This is a genomic window from Variovorax sp. Root318D1, assembly GCF_001424835.1.
In the GTDB taxonomy this organism is placed as follows: domain Bacteria; phylum Pseudomonadota; class Gammaproteobacteria; order Burkholderiales; family Burkholderiaceae_C; genus Variovorax.
Genome location: NZ_LMCQ01000020.1, coordinates 18,487 through 35,480, shown reverse-complemented (window position 1 = coordinate 35,480; position 16,994 = coordinate 18,487). Strand labels below are relative to the sequence as shown.

Genomic DNA, 16,994 nt, shown 5'->3' with positions numbered 1-16,994 from the left:
TTCAGTAACTTTTGGTTTAGGCCGCAACGATGCACCTAAGTTCGTCCCGCGGCAAGGGGGCGGCTTTTTATAATGTGCGGTGACTCTCCGGGCCCACATGCAAGAAACTTCACGCCCCAAAGGGCCAGCCAAGACCTCTCCCCCCGCACGACCAGCCTGGCTGAAATGGCTGTTGCGCTTCACGGTCTGGGGAGCCGGCATCGTCGCAGCCAGCGTTTTGGCGGTTCTGTGCGTGATCGCGGTTGCCCTCGCGGTTGCCTACCCCAATCTTCCTGACATCTCGGAACTGTCGGACTACCGTCCGAAGCTGCCGCTGCGGGTGTTCTCCGCCGAAGGCATCCTGATTGGAGAATTCGGCGAAGAGCGCCGCAATCTAACCCCGATCGCGGCAATTCCCAAGCTTGTGAAGGAAGCGGTGTTGGCCGCTGAAGACACCCGCTTCTACGACCATGGCGGCGTCGACTACAAGGGCATGGTGCGCGCAGGCTTGGCCAATATGAACCGCGTGAAGAGCCAGGGCGCGTCGACCATCACCATGCAGGTGGCGCGCAACGTCTACCTGAGCTCGGAAAAAACACTCACCCGCAAGATCTACGAGGTGCTGCTCACCTTCAAGCTGGAGCACCTGCTCACCAAGGACCAGATCTTCGAGATCTACCTGAACCAGATTTACCTGGGCAATCGCGCTTACGGCTTCGCGGCCGCGTCGGAAGCGTATTTCGGCAAACCGCTGCAAGAACTCTCCATTGCGCAGGCGGCGATGCTGGCGGGCCTTCCGAAGGCACCGGGCGCGAACAACCCGGTCAACAACCCGCAGCGGGCGCGCGGCCGCCAGTTCTACGTGATCGACCGCATGCAGGACGCGGGCTTCATTACCGCCGAGCAAGCGGCTGAAGCCAAGAAAGAAGAATTGCACCTGCGCGACGCGGCCGACCCGAACCGGCTGCACGCCGAGTACGTGGCCGAAACCGTGCGCCAGCTGATGTATGCGCAATACGGCGACAGCACCTACACGCGGGGGCTCAAGGTCTACACCTCGCTGGTGGCCGCCGACCAGGCCGCTGCGTACAAGGCGCTGCGCAAGGGCATCATGGACTACGAGCGGCGCCAGATCTACCGGGGGCCCGAGAAGTTCGTCGACCTGCCCAACGATCCCACGGAACTCGACGAAGCCGTGGACGACGCACTGACCGACCACCCGGACAACGGCGACGTGATGGCGGCCGTGGTGCTCAAGGCCAACGCCAAGGAAATCACGGCCGTACGCGGCAATGGCGACCCGGTGCAGATCACCGGCGAGGGCCTCAAGCCCGCGCAGTCCGGCCTTTCCGACAAGGCGCCGCCCAACATCAAGATCCGCCGCGGTGCGGTGATCCGCGTGGTCAAGACGCCCAAGAACACCTGGGAGATCACCCAGCTGCCCGAGGTGGAAGGCGCTTTTGTCGCCATGGACCCGCGCGACGGTGCCATCAAGGCGCTGGTGGGCGGCTTCGATTTCGGCAAGAACAAGTTCAACCACGTCACGCAGGCCTGGCGCCAGCCGGGTTCGAGCTTCAAGCCGTTCATCTACTCGGCCGCGCTCGAAAAGGGCTTCACGCCGTCCACGGTGATCAACGACGGTCCCCTCTTCTTCGACGCCGGCACCACCGGCGGCCAGCCCTGGGAGCCCAAGAACTACGGCGGCGGTTACGACGGCCCGATGTCGATGCGCACCGCGCTGATGAAGTCGAAGAACCTGGTGTCGATCCGCATCCTGCAGTCGATCGGCACGCGCTACGCGCAAGACTGGATCACCAACTTCGGCTTCGACAAGGACAAGCACCCGGCCTACCTGCCAATGGCACTGGGCGCCGGCTCCGTGACGCCGATGCAGATGGCCACCGCCTACTCGGTGTTCGCCAACGGCGGCTACCGCGTGAGTCCGTATCTCGTGACCCGCATCACCGACCACAAGGACAAGGTGCTGGTCGACAAGCAGCCGCCGCTGCTCAACGAGACCATTCGCGCCATCCCCCAGCGCAACGCCTTCATCATGGACACGTTGCTGCAATCCGTGACGCGCGCCGGCACCGCGGCCAAGGCGCAGGCCATGCTGAAGCGCACGGACCTCTACGGCAAGACAGGCACCACCAACGACTCGCTGGACGCTTGGTTCGCGGGCTTCCAGCCCACGATGACGGCCATCTCGTGGATCGGCTACGACACGCCGCGCAACCTGGGTGACCGCGAGACCGGCGGCGGCCTTAGCCTGCCGATCTGGATCAACTACATGGAGACCGCGCTCAAGGGCGTGCCCGTGACTGAACTGTCAGCCACGCCTCCGCAGGGCGTCGTGAGCGTGGCCGGCGAGTGGTACTACGACGATTACGCACCCGGCCGCGGCGTTTCCAGCCTGGGTGTGGAGAGCGCAGCCACGCCGCCGGCGGAGTCTTTGAGCGGCGTTCCAGTGAGCCCGCCACCGCCGCCGGAAGAACGCAATCGAATCCTCGACCTCTTCAGGAACTGAAAAGTAAACGGCGGGTCAGGCGGCCGCAAACTCCAGCGGCTGCCCGGCCTGCGAGCTCGCTTCGCGCGACAGGTTGCCAAAGAATTCTTCGCCGGTCTTGGTGTCGACCCACGCCTTGCCGTCGTACCGGTAGTGATACCCACCCGAGCGCGCGGCAAGCCATATCTCCTGCAGGGGCTTCTGCAGATTCACGATCAGCTGACTGCCGTTCTTGAATGAAATCGTGATCATCCCGCCCACGCGCTGGTTGTCGATGTCGGCATCGGTCGCGTCGTTGATGCGGTCGCAGCCTTGCTCGATGGCGGCGAGCGCGGCTTCGGCGCGGTCCATGTATTCGGAGTCGGTCATTACAATTTCGCTATGTTGAATGTTCGTCAAATTCTAGTGAGCGCTCCAAGGCGCGCTGCGCTCATGGTCTGTATCGCTGCGGCAGCGGGCGGTTTGGCTGCCTGCGGGCAGCGCGGGCCGCTCTTTCTTCCGACCGATCCGGCAGCCGCCCAACGCGCCACTTTGCCGCAGTTGCTCACGCCGGGCGGGTCGCGCGCTACCACCTCCAACGCTGACGCAGCAGCGCCCAAGCCTGCCGCGGCCAGTAGTGCACCGGCGCCGGCCATAGGCACGGGAGCGCCCAAGCAATGACGAACGCTTCTCTCCCCGGACATCCGCATATCGCGCACCGCGACGACTCGCTCCACGTCGAAGGGCTGAGCCTGGATGCGCTGGCGCGCGAACACGGCACGCCCCTGTTCGTCTATTCGAAGCAATGGATGCTGGACGCACTGGCCGCCTACCAGCGCGGTTTCGAGGGCCGCGACGCCCTCATCTGCTACGCGATGAAGGCGAATTCATCGCTGGGCGTGCTGCGCGTGTTTGCCGAGGCCGGTTGCGGCTTCGACATCGTGTCGGGCGGTGAACTGGCGCGCGTCCTGACGGTCGGTGCCGATCCGGCCAAGATCATCTTCTCGGGCGTGGGCAAGACTCGCGCCGAAATGCGGCAGGCGCTTGCGGCGGGCATTGCATGCTTCAACGTCGAGAGCGAAGCCGAACTCGACGTGCTCAATGAAGTGGCCTTGGCCGAAGGGCGCCGGGCGCCCATCAGCATCCGCATCAATCCGAACGTTGATCCGAAGACTCACCCCTACATTTCCACCGGCCTCAAGGGCAACAAGTTCGGCATTGCCCATGACCGTGCGGTCGAGGCCTATCGCCATGCCGCCAGGCTGCCGGGGCTCGAGGTGGTCGGCATCGACTGCCACATCGGCTCGCAGATCACCGAAGCCTCGCCCTACCTGGATGCGTGCGACCGGATACTCGATTTGGTCGAGGCCATCGAGGCGGCCGGCGTGCCGATCCATCACCTGGACTTCGGCGGCGGCCTGGGCATCGACTACAACGGCGAAGTGCCGCCCAGGGCCGATGCGCTCTGGCAGCAGTTGCTCGCGCGTCTCGATGCCCGCGGTTTCGGCCAGCGCAAGCTCGTGATCGAACCCGGCCGTTCACTGGTCGGCAATGCCGGCGTTTGCGTGACCGAGGTGCTCTACACCAAGCCGGGCGAAGACAAGAATTTCTGCATCGTCGATGCGGCAATGAACGACCTGCCCCGGCCCGCTATGTACCAGGCGTTCCAGAAGATCGTGCCGCTGCGCATCCGCGCCGGCAGCGCAACCACCTACGACGTGGTCGGACCGGTCTGCGAAAGCGGCGACTGGATCGGCCGCGACCGTGCGCTCAACGTGGTTGCGGGCGACCTGCTGGCCGTGCTGTCCGCTGGTGCGTACTGCATGAGCATGTCCAGCAACTACAACACGCGCGGTCGTGCCGCCGAAGTGCTGGTGAGCGGCCAACGCGCCACGCTGATCCGCCGCCGCGAGACGATGGAAGACCAGTTGCGCAGCGAGCAGGTCGAGGGCTGACGCGCGCGCAGGTCAGCCGGCGCTGCGCAGCGGCTTCTCGCTGCCGCCGCGCACACCTGCGGACGCTTTCGGCTTGCGCTTGCTCGCGTAGTTCCACACGCGCCACCCAAGCAGCACCGCGATGATCGCGGCATAGACGAACACCTCGGCAAAGTCGTTCTTGCCCGCGCGCATCCAGAAGAAGTGCAGCAAGCCAAGGCCGGAGATCACGTAGACCAGCTTGTGCAGCATCTGCCAGCGCTTGGCACCCAGTGCCTTGATGGCCCGGTTGAACGAGGTGGCGGCCAGCGGCGTCAGCAGCACGAAGGCCGAGAACCCCACCAGGATGAACGGCCGCTTGGCAATGTCCTTGGCAATGTCGGCCCACTCGAAGCCCATGTCGAACCAGCTGTAGCACAGCAGGTGCACCACGACGTAGAAGTACGCGAACAGGCCCAGCATGCGCCGAAAGCGCGCGAGCGCATTGGCCTTGGTGATCACGCGTAGCGGCGTCACGGCCAGCACGATGCAGATGAAGCGCAAGGTCCAGTCGCCCGTGGCGCGAATCAGGAATTCGGCCGGGTTGGCGCCCAGTCCGTCGGTGAATGCGCCATAGGTGAGCCGCGCGAATGGCAGCAGGCACAACAGAAAAATGACCGGCTTGGCCGCCGGATGCATGAGCAGCTTGTTCATGGGGCAAAGACCGGATGGCGGTGCGGGCTCAGTAGTTCTTCTTCAGGTCCATGCCCGCATAGAGCTGGCCGACCTGGGCTTCATAGCCGTTGAACATCAGCGTCTTGGTGCGCTTGGCAAAAAGGCCGCCGCCGTCGCCGATGCGGCGCTCGGTGGCCTGGGTCCAGCGCGGATGGTCGACGGTCGGGTTGACGTTCGAATAGAAGCCGTATTCCTGCGCCGCCGCCTTGTTCCAGGCCGTGCTCGGCTCCTTTTCGACGAAGCGGATCTTCACGATCGACTTGGCCGACTTGAAGCCGTATTTCCAGGGCACCACGAGGCGCACCGGCGCGCCGTTCTGGTTGGGCAGCACTTCGCCGTACATGCCGAATGCCAGCAGCGTGAGCGGATGCATGGCTTCGTCCATGCGCAGGCCTTCGGTGTAGGGCCAGTCGAGCACGCGCGAACCCACGAAAGGCATCGTCTTGGGATCGGCCAGGGTCACGAATTCCACGTACTTGGCGTTGCCCTGCGGCTCGACCCTCTTGATGAGCTCGGCCAGCGAATAGCCCACCCACGGAATGACCATGGACCAGCCTTCGACGCAGCGCAGGCGGTAGATGCGCTCTTCCTGCGCGCTGAGCTTCAGCAGGTCTTCGATGCCGTACTTGCCGGGCTTCTTGACCAGGCCCTCGACCTCGACGGTCCATGGACGGGTCTTGAGCGTGCCGGCGTTCTTGACCGGATCTCCCTTGTCGGTGCCGAACTCGTAAAAGTTGTTGTAGCTCGTCGCGTCCTTGTACTCGGTGAGCTTTTCCATGGTTTGCGCGCCCGGCACGGCAGACTTGGCTCCCGGAAGCAGCGCGAGCTTGTGCGGGCCCGTGGCCTGGGCAAAGGCCTCCCGGCCGGCAAAACTCGCCAGCGCAGCGCCCGCCGCGCCACCGGCCATCAGCTTCAGCAGGTCGCGCCGGCCCTCGTAGACGGCGCGCGGCGTGATCTCGCTCGAGAGCGGATGAATGAAACCGCTGTTGCGACCCTCAGGGCGGGAATGGAACGACATGGTGGTGGCCTTTCGCGTGAATCGTGATGCTCAGGGTAGTTCGTGCAATTCCCTGATTCGGTTACGCGCAATGGCGGCGCGTGGTTTCAATTCTTCGCGAAAAGACGGCCGCCCACGCTACAAGGTGCCGTAACTGTGCAGCCCGCTCAGGAACATGTTCACGCCCAGGAACGCAAAGGTGGTCACGGCCAGGCCGCCCAGCGCCCACCATGCGGCCACCGTGCCGCGCAGTCCCTTGACCAGCCGCATGTGCAGCCAGGCTGCGTAATTGAGCCAGACAATCAGGGCCCAGGTTTCCTTCGGGTCCCAGCTCCAGTAGCCGCCCCATGCATCGGCCGCCCACAGGGCGCCAAGCACGGTGGCAATGGTGAAGAACGCAAAACCGACGGTGATCGACTTGTACATCACGTCGTCGAGCACCTCGTTGGCGGGCAGCCTTGCGGCAATGCGTTTGCGCCCGAGGAGGATGCCCGCGGCGATGAGGGCGGAAATGCCCGCATAGATCACCCAGTAGCTGCCGCCGGCCTCCTGCACGCGTTGGCGGAATGCCACCGGCACGAAGCACAGTGCCACGCCCAGCAGCCAGATCGGCGTGAGCTTGTACCAGCGCGTCTCTTGCGCCTGCTCCTTGATGAGGTAGGCGAACGCCACCATGGCCGCGAGCGCGAAGGTGCCGTAGCCGATGAAATTGGCCGGCACGTGAAGCTTCATCCACCAGCTCTGCAGCGCGGGCACCAGCGGCTGGATCTCGTGCGCATTGCGCACCAGCGTGTACCAGAGCAAAAAGCCGACCGCCGCGCTCACCACCAGCATGACGAATGCGCCGAGCGTGCGCGTGCCGTAGCGCGATTCGAAGTAAAGATAGAAGGCCGTCGTGAGCCAGCAGAACAGCACGAACACTTCGTACAGGTTGCTCACGGGGATGTGGCCGATGTCGGGCCCAATCAGATGGCTCTCGTACCAGCGCACCATGGTGCCAATCAGCGCCATGGCAACGGCGGTCCAGGCAAGTCGGGAGCCGATCAGGTCAAAGGTGTCGCCCTGCTTGCCGCCGAAGAAACCGAACCAGTAGAACAGCGTGCTCATGAAGAACAGCACGCTCATCCAGAGAATGGCCGACTGGCTCGACAGGAAGTACTTGAGCCAGAACACCGTGTCTGCGCGCGCCAGGTCGCCCTGGTAGGACACGATGGCCAGCAGTGAGGCCGCGGCGACCACGATGGCCAGCACCCGCAGCGGCCGCCAGAACCAGCCGATGGCGATGATCGAGACCATGGCGGCGCCAAGGATCGGCTTCTCGTACGAGTCCATCGAGCCCGCATACCGGGCAAAGGCAAAAAGGCCGCCTGCCAGCACCAGCGCCGCAAACACCCAGTCGAAAAGATTGCGGCGGGAAAACCAGCTTTCGTGGAGCGTGAGGGTGGTGGTGTTCATGGCGTGGCCTGTCCTTCTTTCTTGAGCGCAAGCAGCTTGTACTTGAGGTGCTCGAACTCGCGATCGCTGTCCATCGTCTTGCGGTTGACCGAGAACGCCATCGTGGCGGCAGTGGTGTTGTCTCCGTCGCGCCCGTCGCTCTGGCCACTGGGTGCAAGCCACACCCAGAGCCGGCGCTCGCGCACGTACAGCATGGCAAAAATGCCGACGATCAGCAACAGGCAGCCCAGATAGACCACGTTCTTGCCGGGCGCGCGCGCCACCTGGAAGACGCTGGCCTGCACCTGGGTGAAATCGGTCATCATCATGGCGACCGGCGCCGGGTAGAAGTAGGCGTCGCTGATGGCCAGCACGGCTTGGGTCAGAAAAGCCTGCGACTTCTGGTCGCCAGCCAGTGCCGCCATACCGGCGCCTTCGCGGCTCAGGTTGAGCACCTCGAACAGCACGTCGTTGAGGATGCGCACCAGCACGGCGCCCGCACGTTCGCGCTCGGCTTCGGGCACGTTGGCTTCCATGAACTCCGCAATGGCCTGCCAGCCGCCCATCGTGGTGGCGTCGGCCTTGGCACGTTCGGTGCCGGCAAACAAGGCCAGTGCGCGCGCCGCCGACACGCGCAACTGCTCGGCCATTTCGGGCCGCTTCGGATCCACCGCCTTGGCAATGTAGCGCTCGACGGCCCGGGTGCGGATATCGGCATCGGCCAGCGCTGTGCGCATGCGAACGAAGCTGTCCATGGAGCCCTGGTCGTCGGCCGGCACGCGCAGGTAGCGGAACGGTTCCTCGGGCTTCTCGCGCATGCCAAGCAGGAACACCGGCTGGCCGTCGCCGGTGTCGACCGGCACCATGTAGTTTTGATACTCGCGCGCCTGGCCCGCGGCATCGCGCAGCTTGTAGCCGATGCTCGGGCCGATGTTGCGGAGCACCTTCGGCTTGCTGGTTTTGTTGGCGGCGCCCAGCCGCGATTCGAGGTCGTGGCGCAGGTCGACCTTGCGCACGTCGGCGCCGCTGCCCATGGCGCCGCCGTCGGCAAAGTTCTCGACGTTGATGACGCGCAGCGCGGCGTATTCGAGCGTGAGCTTTTCCTTGCCGTTGGTGATTTCGGTGCTCGGCCCGCCGATGACGCCCTCGACGTCGAAGGGCTTGGCGGCGGCCGCCATCGGCACGGCCTTGAGTTTCACCTTGGAGCCGCCGTCGTCGAAGCTCGACTGGTAGATTTCCACGCCCTTGTAGCTTGCCGGGTGGTTGACCTCGATGCGCGCCGGCACCTGCGCGCCCGTTTCGCGGTCATGCAGCACCACCTCGCTCGCAAAGAGCTTGGGCATGCCGGTCGAGTAGTAGTCGACGATGAATTTCTTGAGCTCGATCGAGAACGGCAGCTCCTGCAGCAGCACACCGTCGCTTTGCTGAAGGATGGCGACGCTGCCCTGAGCGCCTTCGGGCACCAATATGTTGCCGCGGAAAGTCGGATTGCGGGGCGACAGCCGGTGCTGCGGCGGCACGTCGGCAATCATGCCGCCGCCGGTGAACACGCTCTTGCCGTTGAACCAGGTCTGGGCGCGCACCACCAGGTCGCCGTCGAGCAGGCCACCGATGCACACCAGCACGATGGCGCTATGGGCGGCGATGTAGCCGAGCTTGTGGGCGCCGCCCGCGCGCGCGGCCACCATCCAGCCCGCCTCGGCCTGGCCGTTCGCGGCTTCGCGCTGCTGCAGCTTGACCTTCCAGCCGCCGCTCACCAGCAGCTGGCCGATGCGGTTGGCGGCCGCGGCAGGCGCCTCGTCGAGCCGGGTTTCGGCACGCTGGCCGAAGGCCTTGAGGCTTTGTGCGCGAATGCCTTCCTTGAAGGTTTTCAGTTCCACGAAGATGCGCGGCGTGTTGCGCGCAATGCAAAGCGAAGTGCTGATCACCAGGAACAGCAGGATCAGCAGGAACCACCAGGCGCTGTAGACGGAATCGAGCTTGGCCGCGCGGAACAGTTCGGCCCAGAACGGCCCGAACTGGTTGATGTAGTTGTTGATCGACTCGTGCTGCTTGAGCACGGTGCCGATGATCGACGCGATGCAGATGATGGTGAGCAGCGCAATCGCGAACCGCATCGACGAAAACAGCTCCACCGCGGCGCGAAGCGCGTGCGGTCCGCGATGAACGCGAAGGCCATGGGTGGAGACAGACATCGGCGGCGGGAAGAAAGGAATAGGGAAAAAGCAAAGGGCGGGCCATCCAGTTGGATCGGCCCGCCCTTTGTTTGGGGTTTTTATCGGCGGTTAGTTCACGCTGAGGGGCGTGGTGTCAGCGCAGGCCGGCGATGTAGTCTGCAACAGCCTTGATTTCGCGGTCGTTGAGCTTGGCCGCAACGCCGGTCATGGGAGCGCTGTTTTGGCGCACGTTGTCCCGGAAGGCAACAAGCTGTGCCACGGTGTACTCGGCGTGCTGGCCGCCCAGGCGCGGGTATTGTGCGGGCATGCCGGCGCCGTTGGGGCTGTGGCAGCCGGCGCAGGCCGGAATCTGGCGGTCGGCAATGCCGCCGCGGTAGATCTTTTCGCCCAGCGCCACCAGGTCCTTCTCCTTGGAGAAGCCGGTCTTGACCTTCTTGGAACCCACGAACCAGGCGATGTTGCGCATGTCCTCGTCGGACAGCTTCGCGGCCAGGGGCTGCATGATGGGACTCTTGCGCTTGCCGGACTTGAAGTCTTGCAGCTGCTTGAGGATGTATTCGGGATGCTGCTGCGCCAGCTTCGGGTTTGCCGCGATGGCCGAGTTGCCGTCTGCGTTGTGGCAGGAAGCACAGGCCTGGGCAGCGGAATTGAACACCGCATCGCCCTTGGCGGGATCGGGCTTGGCCGGCTTGGCGGCCGCGGGTGCAGCAGCCGGTGCGGCGGCATGATCGTCAGCCGCAAGGCTCGCGCTGGCTGCGACACCCATGAGGGCTGCAAGCAGAAAATTGGCAAACAACTTCATATCGGGGGCTCGATTTATTGGCGCAAAACCGCGCGATTCTACAATGGCAGCCCGTTCCGAAAGCTCATTGATGATCTCCCCGTCGCGCAAGCACGCTGCTCCCCCTTCCCGCGCGACTCCTGCCGTGGACCCCCTTGTCGCCGAGCGCGAGCGCATTGCGCTCGGCTGGCTGCACACCGCCCACTTCCTGACCAGCGCCCCGCAGCTGGAACATTTGCCTCCTCTCGATCTGCCCGAGATCGCCTTCGTCGGCCGCTCGAACGCAGGCAAGTCGACCGCGATCAACACGCTCACCCAGCAGACGCGCCTGGCCTTCGCCTCCAAGACGCCCGGGCGCACCCAGCACATCAACCTGTTCGGCGTCGGCAAGCAGAAGGCCGACGACGCCGTGCTGGCCGACCTGCCCGGCTACGGCTATGCCGCGGTTCCCAAGGAAGCCAAGCTGCGCTGGCAGCGGGTCATGGGCAACTACCTGATGACGCGCGAAAACCTGCGCGGCGTGGTGCTGATGTGCGACCCCCGCCACGGCCTCACGGAACTCGACGAGATCCTGCTCGACGTGATCCGCCCGCGCGTGCAGCAGGGGCTCAAGTTCCTCGTGCTGCTGACCAAGGCCGACAAGCTCACCCGCAGCGATGGCGCCAAGGTGCTGTCCATTACGCGACTGCAAGCCGGCGGCGGCGAGGTCAAACTGTTTTCCGCCCTCAAGAAACAGGGTGTGGGGGAAGCCGCCGAGCTGCTCTGGCGCTGGGCGCATCCGCCCGGAGACGCAAAGGCCGAAGCACCGCAGGCGGAACCGCCGGCGCCGGAAGACACCTAGGGAAAAGCCGGCTCGCCGGCGTTTCATCAGCGTGATCCACTATCAAAACAATAGCGACGAAAGTCGAAGGAGACAAAAGCATGATCGAGACGTTCCAGCGCAGCCTGCCCAACGGAACCACGCTGAGCTGCCGGGCCACCGGCACGCCTGGCCGGCCGCTGATGGTGTTCCTGCATGGCTTTCCGGAGGCCGCGTTCATCTGGGACGAACTGCTCGAATATTTTGCCGACCCGGCGCACGGCGGCTACCGCTGTGTCGCGCCCAACCTGCGCGGCTTCGAGAAGTCGAGCGCGCCGACCGACGTGGCCGCATACAAGGCCCACTTGCTGATTCAGGACATCCAGCAGTTGGCAGCCACTGAAAGCGCCGACGGCACCATGGCTGCGCTGGTGGCGCACGACTGGGGCGGCGCTTTCGGCTGGGGCTATGCCAACGCCTTTCCGGAGCAGGTCGGACGGCTGGTCATCATCAATTCGCCGCACCCCGGCACCTTCACACGCGAACTGCGCAACAGCCCGGCGCAGCAGCAAGCCAGCGCCTACATGAACTTTCTCGCGAGGCCCGATGCGGAGGCCCTGCTCTCGGCCGACGACTTCAAGCGCATGTGGCCCTTCTTCACCTTGATGAAGGCCGGACCCGAAGGTTTCGGCTGGCTCACGGAAGAGGTGAAGCAGCAGTACCGCGAAGTCTGGAGTGCGGGCCTCACGGGTGCCTGCAATCTCTACCGCGTCACGCCGATGAAGCCGCCGCTGCCCGGCCAGAGTATCGAAAGCATCCCGGTGCTGCCGCGCGAGAGACTCACCGTGAACGTGCCGACTTTCGTTTTCTGGGCGCTCGACGATGCGGCGCTGCTGCCCGGCCTGATCGAAGGCCTGGAAGAGTACGTGCCGGAACTCGAGATCAAGAAGGTGCCCAACGCCACGCACTGGATCGTGCACGAGCAGCCGCAGCTGGTGGCGCGCGAAATCGAAGCTTTCCTGAAGCGCCACTGAGGCGCCCTCCGCGGACGGCTCAGTAGATGGGCGCCTCGCCTTCGGGACGCGTCTTGAAGCGGCGGTGCACCCAGTAGTACTGCGACGGCATGGTGTCGATGTAGCCCTGCAGCCGCTGGTTCATGAGCGCCGTGTCGGCTTCGACGTCGTCGGTGGGAAAGTTCTGCCAGGCCGGCAGCACTTGGATCTCGTAGCCCTCGGGCGTGAGCCTGGAAACCACGGGCACCACCTTGGCCTTGCCCAGCCGTGCAAAGCGCGACAGCGACGGCACGGTCGCGGCCTGCACACCATAGAACGGCACGAAGATGGTCTGGTCGCGGCCGAAGTCCATGTCCGGCAGCAGGTACAGGAGGCCGCCCTTGCGCAGGCCTCCGAGCACGGGTTTGATGCCATCGACGCGATTGAGCGCCGCCACGTTGCCGAAGCGCGTGCGGCCTTCGCGAATCCACTCGTCGACCATTGGATCGCGCTGGGTCGTGTAGATGGTCGCCGAAGGCCGCGGCGTATGCATGGTCAATGCCGTGGCCGCGGCATCGAGGCCGTAGAAATGCGGCGCGAACAGAATCATCGGCTCGTCGCCATTGGCGATCTCGTCGATCTCCTGGGGCGCGCCCACCACCTTGAGCCGGCTGGCCACCACCTTTTCGGGCGCATGCCAGAGCCAGCTGCGGTCGAGCCACGACTGCGCCACATAGACGAAGGTCTCGCGCGCGATGCGGCGGCGTTCGGCTTCGGATTTATGGGGAAAGCACACCGCTAGATTGGTGTCGACCACGCGGCGCCGCGGCACGGCGACGGTGTGGAGCACGCGCCCCAGCAGCGCGCCGAATCCGCGGATCAATGGCAGGGGCAACGGGGCGATCGTGCGCATGAAGCCGATGCCAAGGCGGGAACCGAAACTCATCGTGCCCGCTCCCCGCTCGGGGTGGCTGCCACGGTTTCACCGCGCGGCTCCTTGTAGCGCGCGTAGTCCCACACATACTGCCCCGGCAGGCTGTGAATCAAGCGCCCGATGGCGTCGTTCATGGCGGCGGCCGCGGCTTCGATGGGCGCGGCCGCATCGGTGAGCGGCGTGCCCACGATGGGCTCGAAGCGGATCACGTAGCCCGCACCGCGCGGCAGCCTTTCGCATACGCTCAAGAAGCAGGCGGCGCCGGTCTGCTGCGCGAGGCGCGGCAGCAGCGTCATGGTGTAAGCCGGCCGGCCGAGAAACGGAGCCCACACGCCCTGCCCCAGCGGCGGTACCTGGTCGGGCAGGATACCGGTGTAGCCGCCGCTGCGCAGCGTGCGGATGAGGCCGCGCACGCCGGTGTTGTTGGTTGGCAGGGTTTGCAGGCCGGGCCGGTCGCGCGAGCCCGCGGCAATCAGCTCGGCCATCCATTTCTTGCGGGCGGGACGGAACAGCGCCGTGATGGGGCCGTAGGTTTCGAGAAAGCGTTCGCCGATGGCCTGGCCGCACATCTCCCAGCTGCCCAGGTGCGGCGCCACCAGGATCACACCCCTCTTCGCCCGCATGGCGGCCTCGAAGGCCTCCACGCCCTCCCACCGCACCACGCGGCGCAGCACGCTTTCGCCTTGCGGGCGCAGCCAGAGCCAAGGCAGCTCGGCCGCCATCTGGCCGGCGGCAGCGATGGCGGGGCGGTACTGCTCGGGGCTGACGCCCGCGCTCTCGGCATTGGCCTTGAAGCGGCGGCGGTAGTCCGGAGCGCACCACCAAACGATCCAACCCAGCAACGCGCCGAGCCGATGCATCAACGGCATCGGTACGCGGGCAAGCAGGCGGAACAAGGTGACCATGGGCTGACAGGGAGTGTGAATACCAGGACGCGCGCGCACGGGTTTGGCGCGGCTCGAATAGAATGCAAATTGTCGCCGAGTTACGGAACAACTTGCAGGGCGACAAACACAAGCGCAAATGCGATTGTGCCCCGTCGATTCATCGGCATCTGCTAAAGCGTTCGCCAGGGCTCCGCAGAGTTGGCAACGCGCCAAGTCACTTCAAGGAGCTTTGAACAAAATGGCGAACGACTTTCTCTTCACTTCCGAATCCGTCTCCGAAGGCCACCCCGACAAGGTTGCCGACCAGATCTCGGACGCCATCCTGGACGCGATCTTCGAGCAGGACCCGCGCAGCCGCGTGGCCGCCGAGACGCTGACCAACACCGGCCTCGTGGTGCTCGCCGGCGAGATCACCACCAACGCGCACGTCGACTACATCCAGGTGGCGCGCGACACCATCAAGCGCATCGGCTACGACAACACCGAGTACGGCATCGACTACAAGGGCTGCGCGGTGATGGTCTGCTACGACAAGCAGTCCAACGACATTGCCCAGGGCGTGGACCACGCGAGCGACGACCACCTGAACACCGGCGCCGGCGACCAGGGCCTGATGTTCGGCTACGCCTGCGACGAAACGCCCGAGCTGATGCCCGCGCCCATCTATTACGCGCACCGACTCGTCGAGCGCCAGGCCCAGCTGCGCAAGGACGGCCGCCTGCCCTTCCTGCGGCCGGACGCCAAGAGCCAGGTGACGATGCGCTATGTGGACGGCAAGCCGCACAGCATCGACACCGTGGTGCTCTCCACGCAGCACAGCCCCGACCAGAGCGAGACGCCGACCAAGATGAAGGCCTCGTTCAACGAAGCCATCATCGAGGAGATCATCAAGCCCGTGCTGCCCAAGGAATGGCTCAAGGACACGCGCTACCTGATCAACCCGACCGGCCGCTTCGTCATCGGCGGTCCGCAGGGCGATTGCGGCCTCACGGGCCGCAAGATCATCGTCGACACCTACGGCGGCGCCTGCCCGCACGGCGGCGGCGCGTTCTCGGGCAAGGACCCGTCCAAGGTCGACCGCTCGGCCGCCTACGCCGCGCGCTACGTGGCCAAGAACATCGTGGCCGCCGGCCTGGCGCGCCAGTGCCAGATCCAGGTTGCCTACGCGATCGGCGTGGCCCAGCCGATGAACATCACGGTCTACACCGAAGGCACCGGCGTGATCCCCGACAGCAAGATCGCCGAACTCGTGCGCGAGTTCTTCGACCTGCGTCCGAAGGGCATCATCCAGATGCTCGACCTGCTGCGACCCATCTACCAGAAAACCGCGGCCTACGGCCACTTCGGCCGCGAAGAGCCCGAGTTCACCTGGGAAGCGACCACGCAGGCAGCCGCGCTGCGCGCCGCGGCAGGTCTGTAAAGCCCGGGGCTTCTTACCCCTTCTGAAATGCAAATGCCGGCCTCGCGCCGGCATTTGCGCTTCTGAGCGCCGCTCAGGTCCTGCGCCAGCCGTACCAGACGCACACGACGACCGGCAGGCCCAGCGCAAACCAGGCCAGCACGTCGCCCAGCCCACCGTCGCTGAACAGCGCGGAAACCAGACCGACGGCGGTCAGCACGCCGAGCACGATCGGCCAGCCCCACATGCGCCGGAACGCTTGCCGGTGCTTCATGCCTGCACCTTCATGGCAGGGGCCGGGTCGGGCTGCTGGCCGCCATGCTGCGGCGCGCGCCCGGCGGGCGTCGGCGCAGGCACGGTGTTGCCGCGCTTGAGCCACAGGTAAAGCCCGCTGCCCAGCACGATGATGGTCGCGATGTCGAGCAGCGCCCAGATGATCTGCATCGGCATGCCGCCGTAGTCGCCGAAGTGCAGCGGCTGCGACACCAGTAGCGCCGTCAGGTACCAAGGCATCTTCGGCGCCGCGGTTACCTGGGCCGTCTTGGCGTCGACCAGCACCGGCTGCAGCAGCTTCGAAGTGAAGGGCTCGTTGCCGCGCATGAAGAAGGTGGTGTGGTGTGGGCTCGAGAACGAAGTGCCCGGGAACGCGATGAAGGACAGCTTCATGTCGGGCGCCTGCTGGAGGGCGACGTCCATCGACCGCTGCACCGATGCGCGCTGGGCCACGGGCACGGTCGGTTCGTTCTTGTAGGGGGCCAGCAGCGTGCTGAGCTGGTCGTACTGCCAGTACTTTATGATCAGGTCGGCCCAGGTGTTGATCATGCCGGTGGAGCCCACCACGAACAGCCACACCAGCGTGACGATGCCCAGCAGGTTGTGCAGGTCGAGCCACTTGAGGCGCGGCCGCTTCTCGCGCCGCACGGTGCCGAAGTCGAGCTTGCGCATGAACGGCGCATAGAGCACGACGCCGGAGACGATGGCCACGAGCAGCAGCAAGCCCATGAAGCCCAGGAAGAGCTTGCCTGCGAGCCCCGCGAACAGGTCGATGTGCAGCTTGAACATCACATACATGAAGCCCTCGTCGAACTTCGGCTGCGCAAGGACGACACCCGTGCGCGCGTCGATGGCCACTGTCTTGAAATCTTCGGTGGGCTCGGGCGTGGGCGTGAGCGTGACGAGCCAGAGACCATCGTCGTCCTCGGGCTGCGAGACGAACTGCACCACCCGCTCGGGGTGCTTCGAACGCGCCGTCTCGAGCACGCGGTCCAGGCTCACGCGCGGCGTGTCCGCCGGCATCTTGGGCGCTTCGACCTCGGTGCCCAGCAGATGGCCGATCTCGTGATGAAAGATCAGCGGCAAGCCCGTGATGCACAGCAGCAGCATGAACACGGTGCACACGAGGCTGCTCCACTTGTGCACCCAGGCCCAGGTCTTGATCTTTCGGCTGTTCATGTCGTCTGTGCCCTCGTCGAAAGTGAATGA

At 65.1% G+C, this 16,994-nt stretch carries 16 protein-coding genes; 6 read left to right on the top strand and 10 right to left on the bottom strand.

Annotated elements, in window-relative coordinates:
- Positions 1-97 precede the first annotated feature (97 nt).
- Positions 98-2,506, top strand: coding sequence for a penicillin-binding protein 1A (locus tag ASC78_RS16965; protein WP_055803553.1), 2,409 nt, complete (start codon positions 98-100; stop codon positions 2,504-2,506).
- A 15-nt stretch (positions 2,507-2,521) separates the two neighbouring features.
- On the opposite strand, the gene cyaY is transcribed toward ASC78_RS16965, so the two are convergent.
- On the bottom strand, positions 2,522-2,854 hold the full coding sequence (gene cyaY / locus ASC78_RS16960; protein ID WP_055803549.1) for an iron donor protein CyaY: 333 nt from the start codon (positions 2,852-2,854) through the stop codon (positions 2,522-2,524).
- 12 nt (positions 2,855-2,866) lie between these two features.
- Between cyaY and lptM the strand changes: the two genes are divergently transcribed.
- Together lptM and lysA are read left to right on the top strand one after the other, a co-directional pair.
- Entirely contained in the window at positions 2,867-3,145 is a 279-nt protein-coding gene (gene lptM / locus ASC78_RS28040; protein WP_082517571.1) for an LPS translocon maturation chaperone LptM, read from the top strand.
- On the top strand, positions 3,142-4,419 hold the full coding sequence (lysA, locus tag ASC78_RS16955; RefSeq protein ID WP_055803546.1) for a diaminopimelate decarboxylase: 1,278 nt from the start codon (positions 3,142-3,144) through the stop codon (positions 4,417-4,419). Before lptM ends, lysA begins: the two co-directional genes overlap by 4 nt.
- 12 nt (positions 4,420-4,431) lie before the next feature.
- On the opposite strand, the gene ASC78_RS16950 is transcribed toward lysA, so the two are convergent.
- The 5 genes from ASC78_RS16950 to ASC78_RS16930 all read right to left on the bottom strand — a co-directional run bounded on the left by ASC78_RS16950 (position 4,432) and on the right by ASC78_RS16930 (position 10,522).
- Positions 4,432-5,091 carry a sulfite oxidase heme-binding subunit YedZ gene (locus ASC78_RS16950; RefSeq protein WP_055803543.1) on the bottom strand — a complete coding sequence of 220 codons (660 nt, stop codon included), beginning with the start codon at positions 5,089-5,091 and terminating at the stop codon, positions 4,432-4,434.
- A 28-nt stretch (positions 5,092-5,119) separates the two neighbouring features.
- Positions 5,120-6,130 carry a protein-methionine-sulfoxide reductase catalytic subunit MsrP gene (msrP, locus tag ASC78_RS16945; RefSeq protein WP_055803539.1) on the bottom strand — a complete coding sequence of 337 codons (1,011 nt, stop codon included), beginning with the start codon at positions 6,128-6,130 and terminating at the stop codon, positions 5,120-5,122.
- Between the two features lie 117 nt (positions 6,131-6,247).
- On the bottom strand, positions 6,248-7,564 hold the full coding sequence (gene ccsB / locus ASC78_RS16940; RefSeq protein ID WP_055803536.1) for a c-type cytochrome biogenesis protein CcsB: 1,317 nt from the start codon (positions 7,562-7,564) through the stop codon (positions 6,248-6,250).
- Complete coding sequence (locus ASC78_RS16935) at positions 7,561-9,738, bottom strand: cytochrome c biogenesis protein ResB (protein WP_055803533.1); 2,178 nt, start codon at positions 9,736-9,738, stop codon at positions 7,561-7,563. Before ASC78_RS16935 ends, ccsB begins: the two co-directional genes overlap by 4 nt.
- Positions 9,739-9,853: 115 nt before the next feature.
- Positions 9,854-10,522 carry a c-type cytochrome gene (locus ASC78_RS16930; protein WP_055803530.1) on the bottom strand — a complete coding sequence of 223 codons (669 nt, stop codon included), beginning with the start codon at positions 10,520-10,522 and terminating at the stop codon, positions 9,854-9,856.
- A 70-nt stretch (positions 10,523-10,592) separates the two neighbouring features.
- On the opposite strand from ASC78_RS16930, the gene yihA reads away from it, so the two are divergent.
- Together yihA and ASC78_RS16920 are read left to right on the top strand one after the other, a co-directional pair.
- On the top strand, positions 10,593-11,342 hold the full coding sequence (gene yihA, locus ASC78_RS16925) for a ribosome biogenesis GTP-binding protein YihA/YsxC (protein WP_055803529.1): 750 nt from the start codon (positions 10,593-10,595) through the stop codon (positions 11,340-11,342).
- A gap of 80 nt (positions 11,343-11,422) precedes the next feature.
- The gene (locus ASC78_RS16920) at positions 11,423-12,334 is read left to right on the top strand and encodes an alpha/beta fold hydrolase (protein WP_055803525.1); all 912 of its coding nucleotides are present in this window, start codon (positions 11,423-11,425) and stop codon (positions 12,332-12,334) included.
- A 19-nt stretch (positions 12,335-12,353) separates the two neighbouring features.
- Here ASC78_RS16920 and ASC78_RS16915 read toward each other — a convergent pair whose 3' ends face one another.
- Together ASC78_RS16915 and ASC78_RS16910 are read right to left on the bottom strand one after the other, a co-directional pair.
- Positions 12,354-13,238: an LpxL/LpxP family acyltransferase gene (locus tag ASC78_RS16915; protein WP_055803522.1), complete on the bottom strand. Its 885-nt coding sequence runs from the start codon at positions 13,236-13,238 to the stop codon at positions 12,354-12,356.
- A complete protein-coding gene (locus ASC78_RS16910; protein WP_055803519.1) occupies positions 13,235-14,131 on the bottom strand; it encodes a lysophospholipid acyltransferase family protein in 897 nt (298 codons plus the stop codon). Before ASC78_RS16910 ends, ASC78_RS16915 begins: the two co-directional genes overlap by 4 nt.
- A 220-nt stretch (positions 14,132-14,351) precedes the next feature.
- Here ASC78_RS16910 and metK point away from each other — a divergent pair, with 220 nt between their 5' ends.
- A complete protein-coding gene (gene metK, locus ASC78_RS16905) occupies positions 14,352-15,533 on the top strand; it encodes a methionine adenosyltransferase (protein WP_055803515.1) in 1,182 nt (393 codons plus the stop codon).
- Between the two features lie 73 nt (positions 15,534-15,606).
- Here metK and ASC78_RS16900 read toward each other — a convergent pair whose 3' ends face one another.
- Together ASC78_RS16900 and ASC78_RS16895 are read right to left on the bottom strand one after the other, a co-directional pair.
- Positions 15,607-15,786, bottom strand: a complete 180-nt coding sequence (locus tag ASC78_RS16900; RefSeq protein ID WP_055803512.1) for a hypothetical protein — start codon at positions 15,784-15,786, stop codon at positions 15,607-15,609.
- Positions 15,783-16,964 carry a PepSY-associated TM helix domain-containing protein gene (locus ASC78_RS16895; RefSeq protein ID WP_055803510.1) on the bottom strand — a complete coding sequence of 394 codons (1,182 nt, stop codon included), beginning with the start codon at positions 16,962-16,964 and terminating at the stop codon, positions 15,783-15,785. The genes ASC78_RS16900 and ASC78_RS16895 overlap by 4 nt, the downstream gene beginning before the upstream one ends.
- Positions 16,965-16,994: the final 30 nt, after the last annotated feature.

Excerpts from the sequence above, each read along its gene's own strand:
- ASC78_RS16965 (WP_055803553.1), top strand. The coding sequence starts at position 98 with ATGCAAGAAACTTCACGCCCCAAAGGGCCAGCCAAGACCTCTCCCCCC.
- cyaY (WP_055803549.1), bottom strand. The coding sequence starts at position 2,854 with ATGACCGACTCCGAATACATGGACCGCGCCGAAGCCGCGCTCGCCGCC.
- lptM (WP_082517571.1), top strand. The coding sequence starts at position 2,867 with ATGTTGAATGTTCGTCAAATTCTAGTGAGCGCTCCAAGGCGCGCTGCG.
- lysA (WP_055803546.1), top strand. The coding sequence starts at position 3,142 with ATGACGAACGCTTCTCTCCCCGGACATCCGCATATCGCGCACCGCGAC.
- ASC78_RS16950 (WP_055803543.1), bottom strand. The coding sequence starts at position 5,091 with ATGAACAAGCTGCTCATGCATCCGGCGGCCAAGCCGGTCATTTTTCTG.
- msrP (WP_055803539.1), bottom strand. The coding sequence starts at position 6,130 with ATGTCGTTCCATTCCCGCCCTGAGGGTCGCAACAGCGGTTTCATTCAT.
- ccsB (WP_055803536.1), bottom strand. The coding sequence starts at position 7,564 with ATGAACACCACCACCCTCACGCTCCACGAAAGCTGGTTTTCCCGCCGC.
- ASC78_RS16935 (WP_055803533.1), bottom strand. The coding sequence starts at position 9,738 with ATGTCTGTCTCCACCCATGGCCTTCGCGTTCATCGCGGACCGCACGCG.
- ASC78_RS16930 (WP_055803530.1), bottom strand. The coding sequence starts at position 10,522 with ATGAAGTTGTTTGCCAATTTTCTGCTTGCAGCCCTCATGGGTGTCGCA.
- yihA (WP_055803529.1), top strand. The coding sequence starts at position 10,593 with ATGATCTCCCCGTCGCGCAAGCACGCTGCTCCCCCTTCCCGCGCGACT.
- ASC78_RS16920 (WP_055803525.1), top strand. The coding sequence starts at position 11,423 with ATGATCGAGACGTTCCAGCGCAGCCTGCCCAACGGAACCACGCTGAGC.
- ASC78_RS16915 (WP_055803522.1), bottom strand. The coding sequence starts at position 13,238 with ATGAGTTTCGGTTCCCGCCTTGGCATCGGCTTCATGCGCACGATCGCC.
- ASC78_RS16910 (WP_055803519.1), bottom strand. The coding sequence starts at position 14,131 with ATGGTCACCTTGTTCCGCCTGCTTGCCCGCGTACCGATGCCGTTGATG.
- metK (WP_055803515.1), top strand. The coding sequence starts at position 14,352 with ATGGCGAACGACTTTCTCTTCACTTCCGAATCCGTCTCCGAAGGCCAC.
- ASC78_RS16900 (WP_055803512.1), bottom strand. The coding sequence starts at position 15,786 with ATGAAGCACCGGCAAGCGTTCCGGCGCATGTGGGGCTGGCCGATCGTG.
- ASC78_RS16895 (WP_055803510.1), bottom strand. The coding sequence starts at position 16,964 with ATGAACAGCCGAAAGATCAAGACCTGGGCCTGGGTGCACAAGTGGAGC.